Annotated in this window: 17 protein-coding genes; 9 read left to right on the forward strand and 8 right to left on the reverse strand. The window is 72.4% G+C overall.

The genetic code is table 11. From position 1 onward, the window contains the following. Positions 1 to 66 precede the first annotated feature (66 nt). Both B4V04_RS06460 and B4V04_RS06465 read left to right on the forward strand, forming a co-directional pair. A complete protein-coding gene (locus tag B4V04_RS06460) occupies positions 67 to 786 on the forward strand; it encodes a DUF6517 family protein (protein WP_498230191.1) in 720 nt (239 codons plus the stop codon). Positions 787 to 945: 159 nt separating this feature from the next. Continuing rightward, the gene (locus B4V04_RS06465) at positions 946 to 2,073 is read left to right on the forward strand and encodes a DUF373 family protein (protein ID WP_498230193.1); all 1,128 of its coding nucleotides are present in this window, start codon (positions 946 to 948) and stop codon (positions 2,071 to 2,073) included. Between the two features lie 56 nt (positions 2,074 to 2,129). Here the strand turns inward: B4V04_RS06465 and B4V04_RS06470 are convergent, their stop codons facing one another. The 5 genes from B4V04_RS06470 to B4V04_RS06490 form a co-directional block, all read right to left on the reverse strand. Further along, positions 2,130 to 3,179 (reverse strand): cell division protein CdpA domain-containing protein, encoded by a 1,050-nt coding sequence (locus B4V04_RS06470; protein ID WP_498230194.1) that lies wholly within the window; start codon positions 3,177 to 3,179, stop codon positions 2,130 to 2,132. A gap of 136 nt (positions 3,180 to 3,315) precedes the next feature. Beyond that, positions 3,316 to 4,377: a phosphotransacetylase family protein gene (locus B4V04_RS06475; protein ID WP_498230196.1), complete on the reverse strand. Its 1,062-nt coding sequence runs from the start codon at positions 4,375 to 4,377 to the stop codon at positions 3,316 to 3,318. Further along, a complete protein-coding gene (locus B4V04_RS06480; protein ID WP_498230198.1) occupies positions 4,374 to 6,488 on the reverse strand; it encodes an acetate--CoA ligase family protein in 2,115 nt (704 codons plus the stop codon). Before B4V04_RS06480 ends, B4V04_RS06475 begins: the two co-directional genes overlap by 4 nt. 170 nt (positions 6,489 to 6,658) lie before the next feature. Next, the gene (locus B4V04_RS06485) at positions 6,659 to 8,356 is read right to left on the reverse strand and encodes a PAS domain-containing sensor histidine kinase (protein ID WP_498230199.1); all 1,698 of its coding nucleotides are present in this window, start codon (positions 8,354 to 8,356) and stop codon (positions 6,659 to 6,661) included. Between the two features lie 75 nt (positions 8,357 to 8,431). Next, complete coding sequence (locus B4V04_RS06490; RefSeq protein WP_498230200.1) at positions 8,432 to 8,821, reverse strand: helix-turn-helix domain-containing protein; 390 nt, start codon at positions 8,819 to 8,821, stop codon at positions 8,432 to 8,434. A gap of 207 nt (positions 8,822 to 9,028) precedes the next feature. Here B4V04_RS06490 and B4V04_RS06495 point away from each other — a divergent pair, with 207 nt between their 5' ends. The 3 genes from B4V04_RS06495 (at position 9,029) to B4V04_RS06505 (ending at position 10,460) form a co-directional block, all read left to right on the forward strand. Beyond that, positions 9,029 to 9,664 (forward strand): helix-turn-helix domain-containing protein, encoded by a 636-nt coding sequence (locus B4V04_RS06495; protein WP_498230202.1) that lies wholly within the window; start codon positions 9,029 to 9,031, stop codon positions 9,662 to 9,664. 95 nt (positions 9,665 to 9,759) lie between these two features. Beyond that, the gene (locus B4V04_RS06500; RefSeq protein WP_170938315.1) at positions 9,760 to 9,915 is read left to right on the forward strand and encodes a DUF7560 family zinc ribbon protein; all 156 of its coding nucleotides are present in this window, start codon (positions 9,760 to 9,762) and stop codon (positions 9,913 to 9,915) included. An 89-nt stretch (positions 9,916 to 10,004) separates the two neighbouring features. Further along, on the forward strand, positions 10,005 to 10,460 hold the full coding sequence (locus tag B4V04_RS06505; protein WP_498230204.1) for a pyridoxamine 5'-phosphate oxidase family protein: 456 nt from the start codon (positions 10,005 to 10,007) through the stop codon (positions 10,458 to 10,460). Between the two features lie 55 nt (positions 10,461 to 10,515). Here the strand turns inward: B4V04_RS06505 and B4V04_RS06510 are convergent, their stop codons facing one another. From B4V04_RS06510 to B4V04_RS06520, 3 genes are all read right to left on the reverse strand, one after another. Next, on the reverse strand, positions 10,516 to 10,665 hold the full coding sequence (locus tag B4V04_RS06510; protein ID WP_144799741.1) for a DUF7560 family zinc ribbon protein: 150 nt from the start codon (positions 10,663 to 10,665) through the stop codon (positions 10,516 to 10,518). Between the two features lie 93 nt (positions 10,666 to 10,758). Continuing rightward, positions 10,759 to 11,514: an ABC transporter permease gene (locus B4V04_RS06515; RefSeq protein WP_498230211.1), complete on the reverse strand. Its 756-nt coding sequence runs from the start codon at positions 11,512 to 11,514 to the stop codon at positions 10,759 to 10,761. Beyond that, positions 11,511 to 12,599: an ABC transporter ATP-binding protein gene (locus tag B4V04_RS06520; protein WP_498230212.1), complete on the reverse strand. Its 1,089-nt coding sequence runs from the start codon at positions 12,597 to 12,599 to the stop codon at positions 11,511 to 11,513. Before B4V04_RS06520 ends, B4V04_RS06515 begins: the two co-directional genes overlap by 4 nt. Before the next feature lie 142 nt (positions 12,600 to 12,741). Between B4V04_RS06520 and folP the strand changes: the two genes are divergently transcribed. From folP to B4V04_RS06540, 4 genes are all read left to right on the forward strand, one after another. Next, entirely contained in the window at positions 12,742 to 15,417 is a 2,676-nt protein-coding gene (gene folP / locus B4V04_RS06525; protein WP_498230214.1) for a dihydropteroate synthase, read from the forward strand. A gap of 36 nt (positions 15,418 to 15,453) precedes the next feature. After that, entirely contained in the window at positions 15,454 to 16,890 is a 1,437-nt protein-coding gene (locus B4V04_RS06530) for a DHHA1 domain-containing protein (RefSeq protein ID WP_498230216.1), read from the forward strand. Between the two features lie 99 nt (positions 16,891 to 16,989). Beyond that, positions 16,990 to 18,060: an NAD(P)/FAD-dependent oxidoreductase gene (locus tag B4V04_RS06535; RefSeq protein ID WP_498230218.1), complete on the forward strand. Its 1,071-nt coding sequence runs from the start codon at positions 16,990 to 16,992 to the stop codon at positions 18,058 to 18,060. A gap of 350 nt (positions 18,061 to 18,410) precedes the next feature. Continuing rightward, positions 18,411 to 18,938 (forward strand): metallophosphoesterase, encoded by a 528-nt coding sequence (locus B4V04_RS06540; RefSeq protein ID WP_498230220.1) that lies wholly within the window; start codon positions 18,411 to 18,413, stop codon positions 18,936 to 18,938. Positions 18,939 to 19,125: the final 187 nt, after the last annotated feature.

The following is a 19,125-nucleotide window of genomic DNA, read 5'->3' on the forward strand; positions in this document are numbered from 1 at the left end:
CTGTGACTCAACAGCTCTGGTCGGGCGAACACAAAGTATGTACCGCCCCCGACGCGACCGGAGACTATGACCCGAGAGCCGACCGCGGACGAGAGAGCCGAGTCAGCCGACGCCGAGACGTTCACTCGCCGTCGCGCGCTCGCCGCCGGCGGTGCAGTCGCGCTCGCCGGCCTCGCCGGCTGCACCGCGCTCGACGTCGCCACCGGCGAGCCCGCCGAGTTCACCGCGGGCACCGCGACGGTCGCGGACGCGACGCTTTCGGAGAGCGGGTACGAGCTCAACGAGGTGACCGATCGGACCGTCTCGCGCGAGTTCGACGTGGCCGGACAGACGCGCGAGGTCCGCGTGACGAACACCGTCGCCGAGTACGACAAGGCCGTCGAGCTGTTCGGCGAGCGCTATCAGGCCGCCGTCTTCGCCGCGGTGACGACGCCGCAGGTGCAGGTGCTCGGGCAGGCGCTCAACCCGATCGCCGAGATGAGCACCCGCGAGCGCGCCGAGCTCATCCTGAGCCGCTACGAGAACGTCGGCGACTTAGACCGCGGCTCGGAGTACACGACGACGGTCCTCGGCGCCGACGCCGACGTGGTCGTGTACGCGGCCGAGGGCGAGATCGCGGGCACGGGGACGAGCACGGAGCTGGAGCTCCACATCGGCGAGCCGATCGCGGCCGGTGACGACTTCGTTCTCCCGCTCGCGGCGTACCCGGCCGCGTTCAGCGACGGCGAGAACGTCCGTCAGATGATGAACGGGATTGAACACGAGCCGGCGTCGGACGGAGACTGATCGGCGACTGATCGGCGACTGATCGGCGGCGACTGATCGGCGCCGGCTGAGGGGACGCGACCGGGCGCACGGGGCCGGAAGGCCGCGTCCCGCGAGCGGCCGATTCGAGCCGGCCTCCGAGCCGAAAACATATGCCGGGCCCTCGCTTAGCCTCGCGTAATGCTGTTGGTCCTCTGTGTCGACCTCGACGACGACCTCGGCCGGAAGACCGGGATCCCGACCCCGGTGATCGGCGCCGACGACGTCACGGAGGCCGCCGTCGCGCTCGCGACGGCCGACCCGGAGGACTCGGACGTGAACGTCCTCTTCCAGGGCGTGAACGTCCACGACGAGCTGGCGGCGGGCGGCGAGGAAGTCGAGGTCGCCGCCGTCACCGGCGTGGAGGGTTCAGACGTGAAGGCGAACCGCGCGGTCGGCAAGGAGGTCGACCGCGTCCTCGCCGAGCTGTCGACCGGCGAGGAGGTCTCCGCGGTCGTGATCACCGACGGCGCGCAGGACGAGTCCGTCCTCCCGGTGATCCGCTCGCGGATGCCGATCGACGGGATGCGCCGCGTCGTCGTCCGGCAGGCGCAGGACTTGGAGTCGCTCTACTACACGATCAAGCAGGTGCTGGCCGACCCGGAGACCCGCGGCACGATCTTAGTCCCGCTCGGCGTCCTCCTCCTCATCTACCCGCTCGTCGTCGTCGCGAACCTCTTCGACGTCGCCGGGGCGGCGGTCCTCGGGATCCTCTCCGGGCTCGTCGGACTCTACTCGCTGTTCCGCGGGCTCGGGCTGGAGGAGACCGTCGACGGGGCGGCCTCGACGGTGCGGAACGTCCTCTACACGGGGCGCGTGACCCTCGTCACCTACGTCGTCGCGCTCGCGCTGATCGTCGTCGGCGGCGTGCAGGGGGTCGAGACGGTCGAGACGGTCAGCGCGGTCCGCGGCGGTTCGATCACGGCCGGCGTGACCCTCGCCGCGTTCGTCCACGGCTTCGTCCAGTGGCTCGCTGTCGCCGGGATCACCTCCAGCCTCGGCCAGATCACCGACGAGTACCTCGGCGGCCGGTTCCGGTGGCGGTACCTCAACGCCCCCTTCTACGTGCTCTCCATCGCGGTCGTGCTGTACGCCGTCTCCGGATTCTTCCTGCCGGCCGCGCGGGGCGTCACGTCGCTCGGGCTCCCGGACCTCGCGATGGCGCTCGCGGCCGGCACGCTCACGGCCGTGTTGAGCACGCTCGCGTTCGCCGTCGCGGAGTCGCAGCTGCCGTCGGCGGCGAGCGTCGGGGAGCGAAAGAGCGGGTAGGCGGCGGGCGAAAAGAACGAGTGGGCGACGGGAAGGGGAAAGCCGGTCCGAGAGAGCTACCGCGGCGTCCACTGCTCGCAGGCGTCCATGTCGTCCATCAGTTCGTCGTGGTGGCCGCAGTACGGCTGCATTCCCTGATCGGTCCGGACGTAGTCGAAGTGCGCGCAGTTCCCGCAGTAGGTGTCACCGGGGCCGTCGCGCGCGGCGGCGTCGACGCCGGGCGAGACGTCGGCGCCGGCTTGCCCATCGGACCCCGGTCCTGAGAGTCCGTTCGGCCCGCCGGTCGGTCCCGCGTCGTCGAGGGGCGACCGGATGTCCGTGTCTGCCTCGCCGCCGTCGCTCACGCCGGCGGAGCCGCTCCCCCGCTGGCCCGAGGCGCCCCCGGACGAGCCCGCGCCGAGGCCGGTTCCGGACCCGGTCGTCGACCCCGCGTCGGACGGCGACCCGCGTCCGGTCGACGCTCCGTTCCTCGTCGTCGCGTCCGTCCGTCCCGCGCGGTCCGGCCGGTTCGTCTGCGTCTCCACGTCGCCGTCGGGGGTCCCGCCGAGGAGCCCGACGCCGCCCATCCCGTCGAGCTGGTCGCGGCCGACCTCGATGATCTTCGTCTCGCCTTTGTGGGTCACCTCCATCGTGACGGTGCCGCCGGGGTCGTTGCGCGTCTTGAAGTTGGCGACGCCGACGAACACGCTCCACAGCGTCGTCGCGGCGCCGACGAAGTACAGCCCCGCGGTCGGTAGGGTCAGGTCGGTCAGCTCCGGCCGCGGCCCGCCGACCCAGTGGTAGGGGTAGGCGTACGCGAACAGCGCCACGCCGAGACACATCACGCTCGCCCCGACGACCGCGGCGACCCGCGTGTTGCGGTCCGCCGGGAGCACGGTCATCACGCCGAGCAACACCAACGGGACGCCCACGCCGCCGAGGACGCCGCCGAGCCGCCGCGCCGCGCCCGAACTGTAGCCGCTCGGGAGGACGACCTCCGCGGCGACGAGGATCCCGGCGACGAGCAGCAGCGTTCCGGCGACGAACGAGCCCACGCCGAGGTAGAGCCGACGCGGGTCGACCTCGGAGCGTCCCCGTCCGCCGTACGCCTCCGAGAGACTGGTCATACGCGGCCTACGTCGTCCTCCCTGAAAACAGTATGTCAGACGTTCGCCCGCGGCGGGGGACGGAGCGGGTGTGGCGGGGCCGACGGGAGCGCGGCGACGCGAGCGTCGCCGCCGCGATCGGAGCTGGGGCCGCCGCTCAGACCAGCGCGTCGACGTCGACGTGCGCGTCGAGCAGCTCCGCCATCCGGTCGACGGTGCGCGCGTCCCGGGTCCGCCCGCTGCGGACGATCCCCTCGGCCCGGTCGATCGCGGTGACGGTGTCGGTGTTCACGGCGAGGACGGGCTTGCCCGCGTCGGCGGCCTTCCCGAGCACCGCGCCGGAGGGGCGGTGGCCGCCGGTCAGGACGAGACAGGCGACCCCCGAGGCGTCGAGCGCCGCGGTCTGGACGTCGGCGCGGTCGCCGCCCGTGATGACGGCGGCGTCGCGGGCGCGCCGGAAGTACCGAAGCGCCTCGTCGCCGCCCATCGCGCCGACGAGGAAGCGCTCGACGAAGCCGTCGGTGGGGGCGTCGGTGAGCAGCTCCGCGCCGAGCTCGTCGGCGAGCTCGCCGACCGTGACGCCCGCGAGCTCCTTCTCGTGGGGGATCGCGCCGAACACGGTGATCCCCTTCGACTCGAGGAACGGGATCCCGTCCTGGTCGAGCGAGTCGAACGCGTCGTCGGAGACCTTGTTGAAGACGACGCCGGCGAGGCGGTCGCCGAAGGCGTCGGCGGCCGCGAGCACGTCGTCGAGGTCGTTCGGGGAGCCGTACCCGGCGACGAGCACCACCCGCGCGTCGAGCAGCTCAGCGACGTCGACGTCGGTGAGGTCGACGACGCCGCCGGTGGTCCAGCTGGCGGCGCCCTCGACGAACATGTGGTCGCGGTCGGCGGCGAGCTCCTCGTACTCCTCGCGGACCCGGTCGCGGAGCGCGCCGGGGTCCTCGGTGCCGCGGACCGCGCCCTCGACGAACGTCGGCGAGTAGACGACGGGCTCCATCTGGTGCATCTCGGAGTCGAGGCCGAGCACCTCGCGGGCGAGCATGGGGTCCTGGTCGAGCGTCTTCCCGACGTTCGACTGGAGGCGGGTCCCCTTCGGCTTCATGTAACCGACGCTGCGGTCGCGGTCGGCGGCGAGCCGCGCGAGCGCGACGGTGATCGCTGTCTTTCCGGCGCCTTCTCCGGTCGCGGTGACGAGTGTCGTGGTGGTGTCTGTCATTGGTCGAGTTCCTCCGGGTCAACGGTGAGTCTCACGTCGACGGCGGCGGCGTTCGTGCCCCCGTCGGCGTCGGGCAGTGCGACGAGCGGGTTGATGTCGAGTTCGAGAATGGCCGGGAAGTCCGTGACCAGCTGGGAGAGCCGGCCGATCGTCTCGATCACGGCGTCGACGTCGACCGGGTCGCGGCCGCGGGCGCCCCGCAGTAAGGGCGCCGACTGGATCTCCTCGGTCATCTCGCGGGCCTCCGGCTCCGAGACGGGCGCGACGCGGAAGGTGGTGTCCTCCATCACCTCCACGAAGATGCCGCCGAGCCCGAACATCAGCAGCGGGCCGAACTGCGGGTCGCGGTTCATGCCGACGATCGTCTCGACCCCGTTCTCCAAGTCGACCATCTCCTGCACCTGCACGCCGAGCACGGTCGCGTCCGGCTGGTAGTTGCGCGCCCGGGTTATCAGGTCCTCGTAGGTGTCCGCCACGTCCTCGTCGCCGACGCCGACGGCGACGCCGCCGATGTCGGACTTGTGGAGGATGTCGGGCGAGACGATCTTCATCACGACGTCGCCGTCGACGTCGGCTGCGACCTCGGCGGCGCGCTCGGGGGTGTCGACGATCTCGCCGGCCGGCGTGGGGATCCCGTACGCGTCGAGCAGCTCCATCGCCTCGACGCCGAGGCGGTTGTCGTCGCGGTCGCGAACCGTCCCGAGGATCTCGCGTGCGCGCTCGCGGTCGACGTCGAACGACATCGGGTCCGCGTACTCGCGCTCCCTGATGTCGCGGTACCGCGCCAGCGTCGCGAGGCTCTCGATCCCGCGGGCGGGGTCGAAGTAGCAGGGGATCCCCCGCGCTTGGAGCTGCTGTTTCGGCTCGCGGGTCCGGTCGCCGCCCATCAGGCAGGCGGCGACGGGGGCGTCCATCTCCTCGCTGACCGCCTCGATCGCGTCCGCGAGGTCGGCGAAGTCGATCGTCGCCGTCGGCGCGGCCAGCACGAGGGCCGCCCCGACGTTGTCGTCGGTGACGGTGATCTCCAGCGCCTCGCGAAACCGCTCCACGTCGGCGTCGCCGATCACGTCGACCGGGTTGTGGATGTTCGCCTCGTCGGGCATCGACTCGGCGAGCCGATCGGTCGTCTCTCGCGTGAACGACGCCATGTCGAGGTCGGCGTCCCCGACGGCGTCGGTCGCCATCACGCCGGGGCCGCCGGCGTTGGTGACGATGGCGACGCTGTCGGTGTCGGGGAGCGGCTGGCTCCCTAAGATTCCGGCGGAGTCGAACAGCTCGTCGACCGACTCGGCGCGGATGACGCCCGCCTGGTCGAGGCCGGCCTCGTACGCCTTGTCGGAGCCGGCGAGGGTGCCGGTGTGCGAGGAGGCGGCCTGCGCGCCGGCGCTCGTCCGCCCCGACTTCACGGCGACGATCGGGGTGTCCTGCGTCGTCTCGCGGGCCGTGTCGATGAACTCGCGGCCGTCCTCGATCCCCTCGAGGTAGCCGATGATCACGTCGGTCTCCGCGTCGTCGCCCCAGTGGTCGACGAAGTCCGTCTCGTCGAGGACGGCCTTGTTGCCGAGCGAGACCACGTCTTTGAATCCGATCCCGTTGTCGTTGGCCCAGTCGAGGACCGCGGTGACGAACGCCCCCGACTGGCTCATGAAGGAGAGCCCGCCGGGGAGCGCGTTCTCCGGGCCGAACGTCGCGTTCATGCCCGAGGGCGTCGACATGATCCCCAGGCTGTTGGGGCCGACGAGGTCGAGGTCGTACTCGTCGGCTATCTCCGCGAGGCGCCGCTCCCTCGCCGCCCCGTCCTCCCCCGTCTCGCCGAACCCGGCGGTGATGACGACGACGTTCCGGACGCCGGCCGCGCCGCACGCCTCGATCGCGTCCAGCACGATCGAGGGCGGCACGACGATCACGGCGACGTCGGCGTCGGCGTCGGCCACCTCGTCGACGCACGGCGTCCCGAGCACCTCGTCGTAGTTCGGGTTGACGGGAACGGTGTCGCCGTCGAAGTCGTCGAGGAGGTTCGACGTGACGGCGCGGCCGACGGCCCCCTCGCGCGACGTCGCGCCGACGACAGCGACCCGATCCGGGTCGAACAGCTCGTTGAGCGTACCCATCAACCCCGATATACGCGAACCTCCGGCTTAAGATCGGTGGGAGCGTTTTCGGTAGTCGAGTCAATAACTAACGATCGATCGGGAGTCGTCCGGTTCGGTCGATGGATCTCCGCCGACTGGTGCGTAGCCGCTCCGATCCGACAGATCCGCTGACTCCGTCTCCCCCGCTCTCAGTTCGTTCCCGCTTCGCCCCCCGGTTCCGGGGCGGCGTCGCCGCGTCCGTCGGCGTCGCTCCCGCCGCGCGCCCGGTCCGCCGCCTGCGGGCGCTCGGGCGTCGTCGCCGTCGCGAACGGGTCTTCCCCCGCCTCTCGGGCGGCGTTCGGGACGCTGAGGGTGACGACGTTCCCGTTCGGATGGGTGTCGAACGAGAGGTCGCCGCCCGACCGGTTCGCGACCCAGTAGACGAGCCACAGCCCCATCCCGCCGGTGTGGCGCAGGTCGTCCATCTCCCACCGGTCGGCGATGACGCACCGCTCCTCCGACGGGATCGGCGGGCAGTTGTCCCGGATCGCGAATTCGACGGTCTCGGCCGTCTCGGTCACGTCGATCCGGACGCGCGGCGTCGACTCCGCGTGCTCGATGGCGTTCTCGACGAGCTCGGCGATCGCGTAGTCGAGCTCCGGATGGGTGAACGCCCGCACGTCGCGCGGGTACGAGACGGTCACGCTCGCGGCGGACTCCCCGTCGGCGGTCGGGGCATCGTCGGCCGGGTCGTCGGCGGCCGGGGCATCGTCGGTCGGATCGTCGTCGCGCACTCCACCGGCGGTCGGGTCGCGGTAGCTGACGTCGATCTCGCCGCGGTCGTCGCAGTCGTCGGCGATCATCCCGAGCGCCTCCTCGACGACGGGGGCGACCTCCATCGACCGCGGCGAGCCGCGCCGGCGCAGCAGGTCGATGACGCCGCGCTGCTTCTCGGCGGTCGTCAACAGGTCCGAGGCGATCCGCCGGATCGTCTCCGCGTGCTCCGCGAGCTCCGCTCCGAGGTCGGCCAGCTCGGCCGGGTCGCTCGGCGGCGATTCGGGGTCGAACGCGTCCGCGCCCGCCACGCGGTCGGCGATCCGTTCCGCCGTGCCGTCGACGATGTTCATGTCGTTTCGGATCGTGTGCCGGAGCAGGTTGTCCATCACGGCGAGCTGTCGCTCTCGGCGGTACTCGTCGGTGACGTCGCGCGCGAATCCGATGACTGCGACGACCTCGTCGTCCTCCACGACCGGCTCGCCCGGCACCCGAACCCACCGCGTGGGCCCGTCCTCCGTTCCGAGCCGATAGTCGATCAGCGTCGACTCGCCGGCGGAGAGCCGCTCCATCGCCCGCTCGACGTACGGCCGGTGGTCGGGATGGACCGCGTCGAGGAAGCTCTGGGGGTTCCGACGGAGCCGCTCCGGGGCGATGTCGAACACCCGCTCGACGGCGTCGTTGACGAAGAGGAGCTCCGACCAGTCCGCGGAGAACATCCAGAACACGTCGGGCGACACCGACGCGATGGTCTCGAGCCGCCGCCGCGACTCCACCTCGCGGGTCGCGTCGCGGGAGGTCAACACGTAGCCGTCGACGCCCGTCTCCGCGGGGGTGTGAACCCGGGTCCGGAGCCACACCCAGCCGCCGTCCGCGGTGGCGTAGCGGTATTCGATCGGCTCGTCCGGGGTGACCTCGCCGGCGACGATCCCCGCGAACGTCTCCCGGAGCCGCGCCTCGTCTTCGGGGTGAACGAACTCGAACGCGTCCGTCCCGACGAGCCCCTCCGGGTCGAATCCGATCAGGTCGACGGCGGCCGCGTTCACGTGCCGGTAGATCCCGTCCTCGTCGAGGACCACGACCTTGTCCTGCGCGAGGTCGAGGAGGGTCTCGGGATCCGGTCCGGCGTTCATACGGTAAGGGATCGCCATGCGGTACATAAGGCTGACCGCCCGATTATCAGGGGAGAAAAAGTCGAAGACTCGGGGTCAGTCGGCCGAGATTCCGGTCGTTTCGGCGACCGCAGTGAGCGAGTCGGGGCCCCCGTCCTCCACGGTCAGCGTGACCCCGTCGTCGCCGAGTTCGATCGTCGCGTCGGTGGCGCCGCGGGAGTACTCGGCGGCGTGGTCGCCCTCGGGGTCGAAGCGGACGCCCTCGACCAACAGCGGCGTCTCGCTCAGTCGCTCGACCTTCCGGTAGGCCGTCGAGAGCGCGATGTCGCACGCGTCGGCCAGCTCGCTCGTCGTCATCGGCGCGTCGGCCGCCCCGAGGATCGCCCGGCAGTCGGGGTCCGCCAGGACGTCGAAGGTGGCGTCCAGCGTCTCGTCGCCCTCGGTCACCGTCGTCGGTCCGGTCGCGTACGAGGCCTGTCGCTTCATGGATGTAGATACCGGCTCCACCCACCCCAACACCGCCCCTGCATATGAGGGGTGTTTTATAAGCGAGAGCGGGACGCGGCCGGTTTCGACCGCGCGAGATCCGACGCTCGGCCGCGCGCGGCGCGAAGCGTGAGCGCCGGCCGACGGGACCGCCGACGGCTCCACGGCGTCAACGTTTTGCCCGGGGGCGGTCACGGACGGATGCAGATGGGATCCGGCATCAGAGCGGAGGTCTCGCTCCCGGCGGGGACGCCGTCGCCGTTCGAGGGCGTCGCCGACGGGTCGACGCCGATCTACAGCGTCGCGCGAAGCGCGCCGGACGGCGCCGCGGGGACGGCCGTCTTCGAGTTCATCGCCGACGCCGACCTGTCCGTCCCCGAGGAGGTCGACGTCGTCTTCGACTACGGCGCCAAGGCCGCCTATCGGTTCGAGACCGACCCCGACGAGGAGTCGCCGTTCGCGGTGCTCGACCGCCACGGGCTCCCGGCGTCGGAGACGACCGTCCGGGACGGGCGACTCCTCGTCACGTTCCACGCGACCGACCTCCCGACGCTCCGGTCGGTGCTCGACGCGTTCCGGGAGTCGTCGCCGGACATGGAGGTGTTGCGGCTCCTCCAGTCGTCGTCGACGCCCGAGGAGTCGGACCTGGTCACCGTCGACCGGAGCGACCTCACCGAGCGCCAGCGCGAGGTGCTCACGGTCGCCTACGACGCCGGCTACTTCGATCACCCCAAGGGGGCGAACGCGGGGGAGGTCGCCGAGGAACTCGGCATCGACCGCTCGACGTTCACCGAGCACATCGCGGCCGCACAGCGGAAGCTGCTCTCGGCGCTACTGGACTGAGCGGCCGCGTGCGGCCGAAAGCCGCCGTTGACCGGATTCCGAAACTTCAGGAATCCAAACCATCCTTCATGAGTGTCCGTGTCGTACCCGTATCCATGACGAGTCCAGGGACTCACACGTTCGTCTGCCCGGAGTGCCGTCGGTCGATCGAGGTGGACGACGCCATGCGGGCGACGCTGCTCGACGTGGGCTGCGTCGTCTGCGGCGAGCCCGTCACCGAGAGCGACATCAGCGACCCTCAGACCGCGTAGGACCCCCCGCCGATCCCGTCGTTCCCGCTCTCCCCCCGCGCCCGATCCGTCTCGTGTCCTTTATCCCGGCGTACGCCGACTGCTTGGGTATGGCGACGAACAGCGAGGTCGAGATGACCGACGCGGAGGTCGACGCGTTCCTCTCGCGCCACGAGACCGGCGTGCTCTCGCTCGCGCGCGACGAGACGCCGTACGCGATCCCGATCTCCTACGGGTTCGACGAGGAGTCCCGCGACGCCTTCCTCCGGCTGGTGTCGACGCCCGACAGCGAGAAGCGCGCGTTCCTCGCCTCGGAGCCGCAGGCGCGGATCGTGGTGTACGAGGAGGACGGCGACGAGTACGGGAGCGTCGTCGGCGTCGGCACGCTCCGCCGCGTCGACCTCGACGAGCTCACGCCCGAGACGATCGCGCAGTACGGGGAGACCCGCCGGCCGCTGTTCGAGATCTGGGCCGACGGGAAGTCCGACCTCGACATCGACCTCTACCGGTTCGTCCCCGACCGGCTCACCGGACGGACGATCGTCGTCGAGCGCGACGAGGAGTAGCGGTCGCTCGCGTTTTCGATCTCAGACCCCGCGAGCACTGCGTCCGGGCGGGCCCCTACCCGTCGTCGGGATCGTCCGAGAAGTCGTCCTCGCTGGCGCCGGTCGTACAGACCGGACAGCCCGTGGCGAGGATCGTCTCCCGCATCTCCTCGTTGACCTCGATGGTCTGCGCGCAGTCCGAACAGGTGAATTGAACGGTCGTCAAACTGGACCTCTCTCGTCTCGCCGAGACGGCGCCGGGCGATATAAATGACCGGCTTCGACGACGGCGGCTCGTTCGTCCGATACCCTCTCCGCCTCAGTCCGTCCGCGGGACCGCGTACGCGCCGACCGCGAGGAACGCGACCGCGAGGACCGAGAGGACGGCGAGGTCGCCGGCCCACGCGCCGGGCTCGTGGACGACCGCCCGCGTCCCGCGCGCGAAGTACGTCAGCGGCGAGGCGGCGACGGCCGGGCGGAACCACGCCGGCAACAGGTCGGGGGAGACGAACGTCTCCGAGAGGAAGAGGAGGGGGAGCGCGACCGTGTTGCTCGCGGCGATCACGCCGTCCTGCGAGTCGGTGAGCGCGCCGAGCACCGCGCCGAGCCCGCAGAACAGCGCGACGCCGACGGCGACGAAGACGGGGAGGACCGCGAGCGCGGGCGAGACGACCGGCTCGGCGTCGGTCACCGCGAGCACGAGCCCGAAGATCAGCAGGCTCGCCGCGCCGATGATCGCGACGTTGACGAGGGTGTGCGCGAGCAGCCACTCCGCCCGCGAGAGCGGGGTCGTCGCCAGCTTCTCGAACCGCCCTCCGTCGCGGTGGCGGGCGATCTCCGAGCCGACCCGCGAGAGGGGGGTAAAGAGGACGACGACCGCGAGGTAGCCGGGGATGTAGTACCCCGCCGGCTCCGCGAACAGCCCGCCGCCGGTGGGTTGGGTGCGGACCAAGGCGCCGAAGATCATCACGAGGATCACCGGGAAGAAGAACGTGAAGAACACCGCCGTCCGTCGGCGGAGGAACGACCGCGCCGCCGCGGTCGCCTCGGTGCGGACCCGACCGACGCGGGTCATCGGTCGCCTCCGTTGGCGGCGTCATCGACGGCGCCCCCGTCGGGCGCCGCCTCGTCGCCGGCGCGCTCCGCGGCGCCGCCCGCTCCCTCGCGCGGCGAGTACTCCTCGCCGGTGAGCCGCAGGTAGACGTCCTCCAGCGAGGGCTCGGACCACGCGAGCGACTCGAAGGCGACGCCGGCCGCGTCGAGGGCGTCGACCGCCTCGCCGATCGCTTCGGGTCGAACGCCGCGGACCCGCAGCCCCCCTCGGGTCGACTCGACGTCGACCCCCTCGGCGCCGCCCGCGAGCGTCTCCGCGGCGCGCTCGCCGACGCGGTCGACGACCGCCTCGCCCGCGGGTCCGTCGAGGGTCACGTCCAGCCGCGGCGCGCCGCCGTGCTCGGCGATCAGCTCGTCGGGTCGGCCGACGGCGACGACCGCGCCGTCTCGGAGGAGGGCGACGCGGTCGGCGAGGAGCTCGACCTCGTCCATCGCGTGGCTGGTGAGGAAGACGGTCGTGCCGCCGTCGGCGAGCCGCTCGATCAGGCGGTGGATCGACCGCCGGCCGGCCGGGTCGATCCCGGTCGTCGGCTCGTCGAGGAACAGCAGGTCGGGGTCGTTGACGATGGCGGTCGCGACGCAGGTCCGGCGCTGTTGTCCCCCGGAGAGCGTCTCGTACCACGCGTCGGCGTCGTCGGCCATCCCGACGTCTCGGAGGACCGAGCCGACATCGCGGGCGGCGTCGTAGAGCCCGCCGTAGTAGTCGACCAGCTCGCTCGCGGTGAGGCGCTCGGGCGGGTCGAACGACTGCGGAAGGAGGCCGACCCGCTGCGGGTCGACCTCGCGGGGCGAGACACCGAACACGCGCAGGTCGCCCTCGGCGTCGGTCGTCCCCGTCAGCGCGCGGACGAGCGTGGTCTTGCCGGCGCCGTTGGGGCCGATAAGCCCGAACACCTCGCCGGCCTCGACGCGGAGGTCGACCCCGTCGAGCGCGACGACGTCGCCGTACGACCGCCGGACGCCCTCGGCGACGAGCGCCGGGTCGCCGGCGGCGTCGCGCCCCTCCGTCCCCTCCCCGGCGGCCGACGCGGCCGCGGTCTCGTTCATGCGACCGGGTCGGGTCGCCGCGCGCGTAAGGGTTGCTCTTCGCGTCGAGGGCGGTGCGACCGCCGGCCCTCGCGGCCGGTGACGACCCCGCCGTTCGCCCCGGTCCGTTACGCCTAAGCGACGCGCCGCCGACCCACGGGACATGGACTACCACGAGGCGGCGGCGTTCCTCTTCGACCTCCGCCGCTTCTCGGTCAAGCCCGGGACCGAGCGCGTCGCGGCGCTGCTCGACCGGCTCGGCAACCCCGAGGACGACGTGCCGTTCGTGCAGGTGGCCGGCTCGAACGGGAAGGGGAGCACGGCGCGCATGACCGAGTCGATCCTGCGCGAGGCCGGGCTCTCGGTCGGGCTCTACACCTCGCCGCACCTCTCCGCGCTCGCCGAGCGGGTCCGCGTCGACGGGCTCCCGATGACCGGGGACGCGATCGCCGCCTTCGTCGCGGAGGCGAAGCCGTGGCTCGTCGAGCGCGCGGCCGCCGGCGAGCCGCTCACCTTCTTCGAGGTCGTCACGGCGATGGCGGTCCGCGAGTTCGCGCGCCGCGACGTCGACGTCGCGGTGCTGGAGGTCGGGCTCGGCGGCGAGTACGACGCGACGAGCGCGGTCGCCCCGGTCGCGACCGCCGTGACGAACGTCTCGCTCGAACACACCGCGGTCCTCGGCGACACGATCGGCGAGATCGCCCGCACCAAGTCGCGGATCGCCGAGCCGGGCGCCCCCTTCGTGACGGCCTGCGAGGGCGAGGCGCTCGACGTCGTCCGCGAGGTCGCCGGCGAGGCGGGCGCGCCGGTCGCGACGGTGGCGGGGGCCGCCTCGGATGCGGACGCGGACGCCGACGGCGAAGGAGACGCGGACGCCGACAGCGAGGGAGACGACGCCCCCGCCCTCTCCGTCGCCTACGACGGGCGCGTGAGCCCCACCGACGCCGAGGTGACGCTCGCCGGCGAGGTCGCGGGAACCTACCGGATCCCGCTCGTCGGCGACCACCAGGCGACGAACGCGGGCGTCGCCGTCGCACTGGCCCGGCGGACCGCGGCCGCGGTGGCCGACGACGGAAAGAGCGAGGAGACGGAAGCGGACCCCCTCCCGGAGTCGGCGGTCCGCGACGGGCTCGCGCGGGCGACGTGGCCCGGTCGGTTCGAGGTGGTCGACACGGCGCCGCTGACCGTGCTCGACGGCGCGCACAACCCGGCCGCCTGCCGGACGCTCGCGGGGACGCTCGCCGAGTACGACTACGACGACCTCCACCTCGCGTACGCCGCGATGCACGACAAGGACCACGCGGGCGCCGCGAGCGCGCTCCCCGACGCCGCCTCGGCGGTCACCTGCCGGCCGGCGCTCGACCGCGCGGAGGACCCCGAGGTGCTCGCGGTCGCGCTCCGCGACGCCGGCGTCGACGAGGTGACCGTCGGCGACGACGTGGCCGCCGCACTCGACGCGGCGGTCGCCCGCGCCGACCCGGACGACTGCGTGCTGCTCGTCGGCTCGCTGTTCGCGGTCGCCGAGGCGCGCGCGGCCCGGCTCCGGACCGTGACGCCGCGGTCGGTCGGCGGAGCGGGCGAGCGCGACGGGGCCGACCGAGGCGCCGACGCGCGCCGCACGCTCGAGGCGGCCGGGGTCCCGCCCGACGCGGCCGCGGCCCACACCGATGGGATCGACCACCGCGTGCTCACGCTCCGACTCCGCGGCGACCGCGCCGAGCGCCTCGCGGCCGCGGTCCGGGCGGTCGGCGGTGACGCCGCGATCGGCGGGCTCGGCGCGGGCGAGGGTCGCGTCCCCGGCGGCGAGCAGGTGCCGATCACGCTCGGCGCGACGGTCGCGGCGTACCGCGAACTGCTCGACCGCCTGCGCGCCCGGGAGGGCGAGGGACTCGCGGGCGTCGCGGTCGACCTCGCCGACCGGCTCGGGATCGACGAGGACGACTCACACACCGAGGGAGGGTCCGGCTCCGAGGCCGGTTCGGGCCACGACTACCCGTGGACCGACGGCACCGCGGTGATGGGCGTGCTCAACGTCACGCCGGACTCCTTCCACGACGGCGGGCGCCACGAGGCGCTGGCGGACGCGGTCGCGGGCGCGGAGCGCATGGTCGAGGCCGGGGTCGACGTCCTCGACGTCGGCGGCGAGTCGACCCGGCCGGGCGCGGATCCGGTTCCCGTCGACGAGGAGATCGACCGCGTCGTCCCGACGATCGAGGCGGTCCAGTCGGTGCCGGCGGTCGCCGACGGCGACGTGCTGATCTCGGTCGACACGCGGAAGGCGGACGTCGCGGAGGCCGCGCTTGAGGCCGGAGCCGATATCATCAACGACGTGACCGGGCTGGAGGACCCCGCGATGCGCGAGGTCGTCGCCGAGGCGGACTGCCCGGTCGTCGTGATGCACAGCCTCGACGCGCCGGTCGACCCGTCGAACGACCCCGAGTACGACGACGTGGTGGGAGACGTGATCGCGTCGCTCCGCGAGCGGCTGGCGCTCGCCGACACGGCCGGGATCGACCGCGACAGAGTGATCGTCGATCCCGGGCTCGGCTTCGGGAAGTCGGCGGCCGAGGCGTTCGAGCTGCTCGACCGCGTCGGGGAGTTCGCGGCGCTCGACTGCCCGGTGCTGATCGGCCACTCGCACAAGTCGATGTTCGGGGCGGTCGGCCGCGACCCGGACGACCGCGAGCACGCCACCGTCGCCGCCACCGCGCTCGCCGCGGATCGGGGGGCCGACCTCGTGCGCGTCCACGACGTGACGGAGAACCGCGCCGCGGTCGACGTCGCCGCCGCGGTGAACGGGGCGCTGCGGGAGGACGGCACCGACGTCCCCGGCGAATGACGGCAGCGTTTTCCTTTCGCACCCCGTCGCGCCCGTATGGCCCGGCGTCTGCTGCTCGGCTGTAGCGCGGTCGGGAACACGCTCGTCGACCGCAGCCGCGAGGAGGGCGTCGAGCTCGTCGCGATCACCGACGACACCGGATGGGTGTCGACGCTCCGCGACCGCAACGTCGCCACCGTCGAGGCCGATCCCACCGACCCGTCGGCGTACCCCGACCGCGCCGCGGTCGTGCTGGTCGCGAGCGACGACCCCGCGCGCAACGTCGCCGCCGCGGAGGCCGCCAGAGAGCGCTACCCGGACGCGATGATCGTCGCGCACGTCGGGACGAACCCGACCGCGGCCCAGCAGTCGGCGTTAGAGGCGGTCGCCGACCGCGTCGTCGACCCGGTCGAGGCGTTGGCCGCGCGCGTCCGGCGGGCGACCGGCGCCGACGGCGACGAGCTGCCGGTCCGGCTGCTCTCGACGCTCCGCGAGCTCTCCGGTCCCCTCCTCGTCGTCGCGCACGACAACCCCGACCCGGACGCCATCGCGAGCGCGATCGGGCTGGCGCGGGTCGCCGACGTCGTCGGCGTCCCCGCCGACCCCTGTTACGGCGGCGAGATCGCCCACCAGGAGAACCGCGCGATGGTGAACTTACTCGACCTCTCGCTGTCGACGTTCGACGACATCGACCTCGACGACTACGACGGGGTGGCCCTCGTCGACCACTCCCGGGCGGGGATCAACGACAGCCTCCCCGAGGAGTATCCCGTCGACGTGGTCGTCGACCACCACCCGCCCCGCGGGCCGGTCGCGGGGTCGTTCGTCGACATCCGGCCGGACGCCGGCGCGACGAGCACGCTGATCGAGGAGTACCTCTCGCGGCTCGGCGTCGAGCCGGAGCGGGAGCTCGCCACGGCCCTGCTGTACGGGATCCGGATCGACACGAAGGACTTCACTCGGTCGACGTCGATCCCGGACTTCGAGGCGGCGGCGTCGCTGTCGCCGCTCGCCGACGAGTCGACGCTCGAACGCGTCGAGAGCCCGAGCGTGAGCCAGGAGACGCTCCGAGTGCTCGCGAACGCCATCGAGGGGCGGGACGTCCGGGAGTCGACGGTCGCCTCCTGCGTCGGCGAGATCAGCGACCGCGACACCCTCGCGCAGGCGGCCGAGCGCCTCTTGGACCTCGAGGGGATCACGGTCACGTTCGTCTACGGCTACATGGACGGGGTGATCTACGGCTCCGCGCGGTCGCGCGGCGCGGAGCTCGACGTGGGCGAGCTGCTCCGCGACGCGCTCGACCCGGTGGGCTCCGCGGGCGGCCACGCCACCATGGCCGGCGCGCAGGTTCCCCTCGGCATTCTGAAGGAGGTCTCGGAGTCAGAGTCGCTGCCGGAGGTCGTCGAGGCGTTCGTCTCCGGCCGCTTCTTCGAGGCGCTCGCCGACGCGCCGACGCAGCCGACCGGCGCGCCGCCGGAGTTCCCGACCGAGTGAGCGACCGTCTCACGACGGAACCGAGGGGGTTCCCGCGGTCGGCCGCCCGTCGCGCCCGATGGCGCAACCTACATACTTCGCGGTGGCGAACAGTATTGCATGACTGACGATATTGTCGACCACCGCCGACTGATCATCGCCGGCACCGGTATCGCGGGGCTCTCCGCGGCCATCTACGCCGCGCGGTCGAACAACGACCCCCTGCTCATCGAGGGGGACGAGCCGGGCGGCCAGCTCACGCTCACCACCGACGTGGAGAACTACCCCGGCTTCCCCGAGGGGATCTCCGGGCCGCAGCTGATCAACGACATGAAGGCGCAGGCGGAGAAGTTCGGCGCCGAGGCCCGCAACGGGGTCATCGAGGACGTCTCGAAGGAGCCGGCGGGTCACTTCCGCGTCGCGCTCACGAACGGCGACGTCTACACCGCCGACGCCGTGATCGCCGCGTCGGGCGCCAGCGCCCGGACCCTCGGCGTCCCCGGCGAGGACGAGCTGATGGGGTACGGCCTCTCGACGTGCGCGACCTGCGACGGCGCCTTCTTCCGCGGCGAGGACATGCTCGTCGTCGGCGGCGGCGACGCGGCCATGGAGGAGGCGAACTTCCTGACGAAGTTCGCGGACACGGTGTACATCGCGCACCGCCGCGAGGAGTTCCGCGCGGAGGACGTCTGGATCGAGCGCGTGATGGACAAGGTCGAGGACGGCGAGATCGAGCTCCTCCTCAACACCGAGCTCACGGAGATCCACGGCACGCCCGAGGACGGCGTCGACCACGTGACGCTCGTCGAACACCCGGACGGCCACCCGACGGAGAAGCTGGCAGACCCGGCGACCGCCGACGAGGTCGACGAGTACGAGTTCGACGTCGGCGCCGTCTTCTTCGCCATCGGCCACACCCCGAACACGGACTTCCTCGAGGGGACGGGGATCGAGACCGACGACGACGGCTACCTGATCACCGAGGGCGGCCGCGGCGGCGGCCAGACGCGCACCGGCGTCGAGGGCCTCTTCGGCGCGGGCGACGTGGTCGACTTCCACTACCAGCAGGCGGCCACCGCGAGCGGGATGGGCGTGAAGGCCGCGCTCGACGCCGACGACTACCTCTCCGAGCGCGAGCGCGCCGGCGAGCTGTACGAGGGCGAGGCCGACGCCGCGGCCGCGGACGACTAGGACCGACCGCCTCGGCCGCGCTGGTCGGTTCGATTGGTTCCACCGATCCCGATTTTCACGGTGAGCGGGGATCGACCGTCTCGGGTCCGGTGACGGCTTCCGACCCTCCGGCCGGTCGGATCTACGTGATCGGTGCGAGACCCACGGAGAACCACTCCAAAGCCCCGGCCTCGGCGGACGGCCCGGCGCGGGTTGCTCGCACCCGCTGGGCGCTCGGAGGCGCGCAGGGCGAGAGCGAAGCTCTCGCTTGCAGCCGGCGCGTAGCGCCGGCGACGCCACCGCAGCGCAAGCACTCATATATCGAAATCGGCGGGCGCGCTTTTTAAACCGGACGCGCACGGACGGGAGGTATGCTCGTCGTCGTCTCCGACACCCACTCGCACGAGGAGTCGAAGCTGCAGGGGCGCACCGCGGAGGCGGTCCGCGCGGCCGACCTCGTCGTCCACGTCGGCGACTTCTACCGCGAGCCGGTGCTCGACGCCTTCGAGTCGGCGGCGCGGACCCTCCGGGGGGTGTACGGTAACAACGACGACGCCGCGATCCGCGATCGACTCCCGGAGGTCCGCACGGTCGAGTACGCGGGCGTGCGGTTCGCGGTCACCCACCGCCACCGCAGCGGGGACACGGGGTTGGTCATGCTCGGGCGCGGGCGCGACGCGGACGCCGTGATCTGCGGCCACAGCCACCGCCCGCGATTCGACGACACCGGGGGGCTCCCGCTCCTGAACCCGGGGAGCCACGCGCAGCCGCGGGGGAACCGGCCGGCGCACGCCGAGCTGGAGCCGGCGGGCGAGGGGGAGGACGGCGACGGAACGCTCGAGGGGCGGCTCGTCACGCCGACCGGCGAGGTCTTCGAGACGTTCCGGATTCGGGCGTGAGAAGGCACCGCCCGCGGAGGGGGAAAGCGGGCGGGACGCGACGCCCCGCGGGCCGGACCGCGTCGGCAGCCCGGAGCGATCGGCGGAGCGGGCAGGGGAGAGCGGCACGAACGTCGGACCGGTCCGCTCGACGCGGAGCGATCGCGGGGGGAGGGCCGAAGCGGGGGGTCGCGTTTCGACCTTCCGC

This window comes from Halorubrum sp. B52 (assembly GCF_059752555.1).

What these genes read in the sequence shown, in the direction of transcription:
- B4V04_RS06460 (WP_498230191.1), top strand. Translation starts at nt 67, where the DNA reads ATGACCCGAGAGCCGACCGCGGACGAGAGAGCCGAGTCAGCCGACGCC.
- B4V04_RS06465 (WP_498230193.1), top strand. Translation starts at nt 946, where the DNA reads ATGCTGTTGGTCCTCTGTGTCGACCTCGACGACGACCTCGGCCGGAAG.
- B4V04_RS06470 (WP_498230194.1), bottom strand. Translation starts at nt 3,179, where the DNA reads ATGACCAGTCTCTCGGAGGCGTACGGCGGACGGGGACGCTCCGAGGTC.
- B4V04_RS06475 (WP_498230196.1), bottom strand. Translation starts at nt 4,377, where the DNA reads ATGACAGACACCACCACGACACTCGTCACCGCGACCGGAGAAGGCGCC.
- B4V04_RS06480 (WP_498230198.1), bottom strand. Translation starts at nt 6,488, where the DNA reads ATGGGTACGCTCAACGAGCTGTTCGACCCGGATCGGGTCGCTGTCGTC.
- B4V04_RS06485 (WP_498230199.1), bottom strand. Translation starts at nt 8,356, where the DNA reads ATGAACGCCGGACCGGATCCCGAGACCCTCCTCGACCTCGCGCAGGAC.
- B4V04_RS06490 (WP_498230200.1), bottom strand. Translation starts at nt 8,821, where the DNA reads ATGAAGCGACAGGCCTCGTACGCGACCGGACCGACGACGGTGACCGAG.
- B4V04_RS06495 (WP_498230202.1), top strand. Translation starts at nt 9,029, where the DNA reads ATGGGATCCGGCATCAGAGCGGAGGTCTCGCTCCCGGCGGGGACGCCG.
- B4V04_RS06500 (WP_170938315.1), top strand. Translation starts at nt 9,760, where the DNA reads ATGACGAGTCCAGGGACTCACACGTTCGTCTGCCCGGAGTGCCGTCGG.
- B4V04_RS06505 (WP_498230204.1), top strand. Translation starts at nt 10,005, where the DNA reads ATGGCGACGAACAGCGAGGTCGAGATGACCGACGCGGAGGTCGACGCG.
- B4V04_RS06515 (WP_498230211.1), bottom strand. Translation starts at nt 11,514, where the DNA reads ATGACCCGCGTCGGTCGGGTCCGCACCGAGGCGACCGCGGCGGCGCGG.
- B4V04_RS06520 (WP_498230212.1), bottom strand. Translation starts at nt 12,599, where the DNA reads ATGAACGAGACCGCGGCCGCGTCGGCCGCCGGGGAGGGGACGGAGGGG.
- folP (WP_498230214.1), top strand. Translation starts at nt 12,742, where the DNA reads ATGGACTACCACGAGGCGGCGGCGTTCCTCTTCGACCTCCGCCGCTTC.
- B4V04_RS06530 (WP_498230216.1), top strand. Translation starts at nt 15,454, where the DNA reads ATGGCCCGGCGTCTGCTGCTCGGCTGTAGCGCGGTCGGGAACACGCTC.
- B4V04_RS06535 (WP_498230218.1), top strand. Translation starts at nt 16,990, where the DNA reads ATGACTGACGATATTGTCGACCACCGCCGACTGATCATCGCCGGCACC.
- B4V04_RS06540 (WP_498230220.1), top strand. Translation starts at nt 18,411, where the DNA reads ATGCTCGTCGTCGTCTCCGACACCCACTCGCACGAGGAGTCGAAGCTG.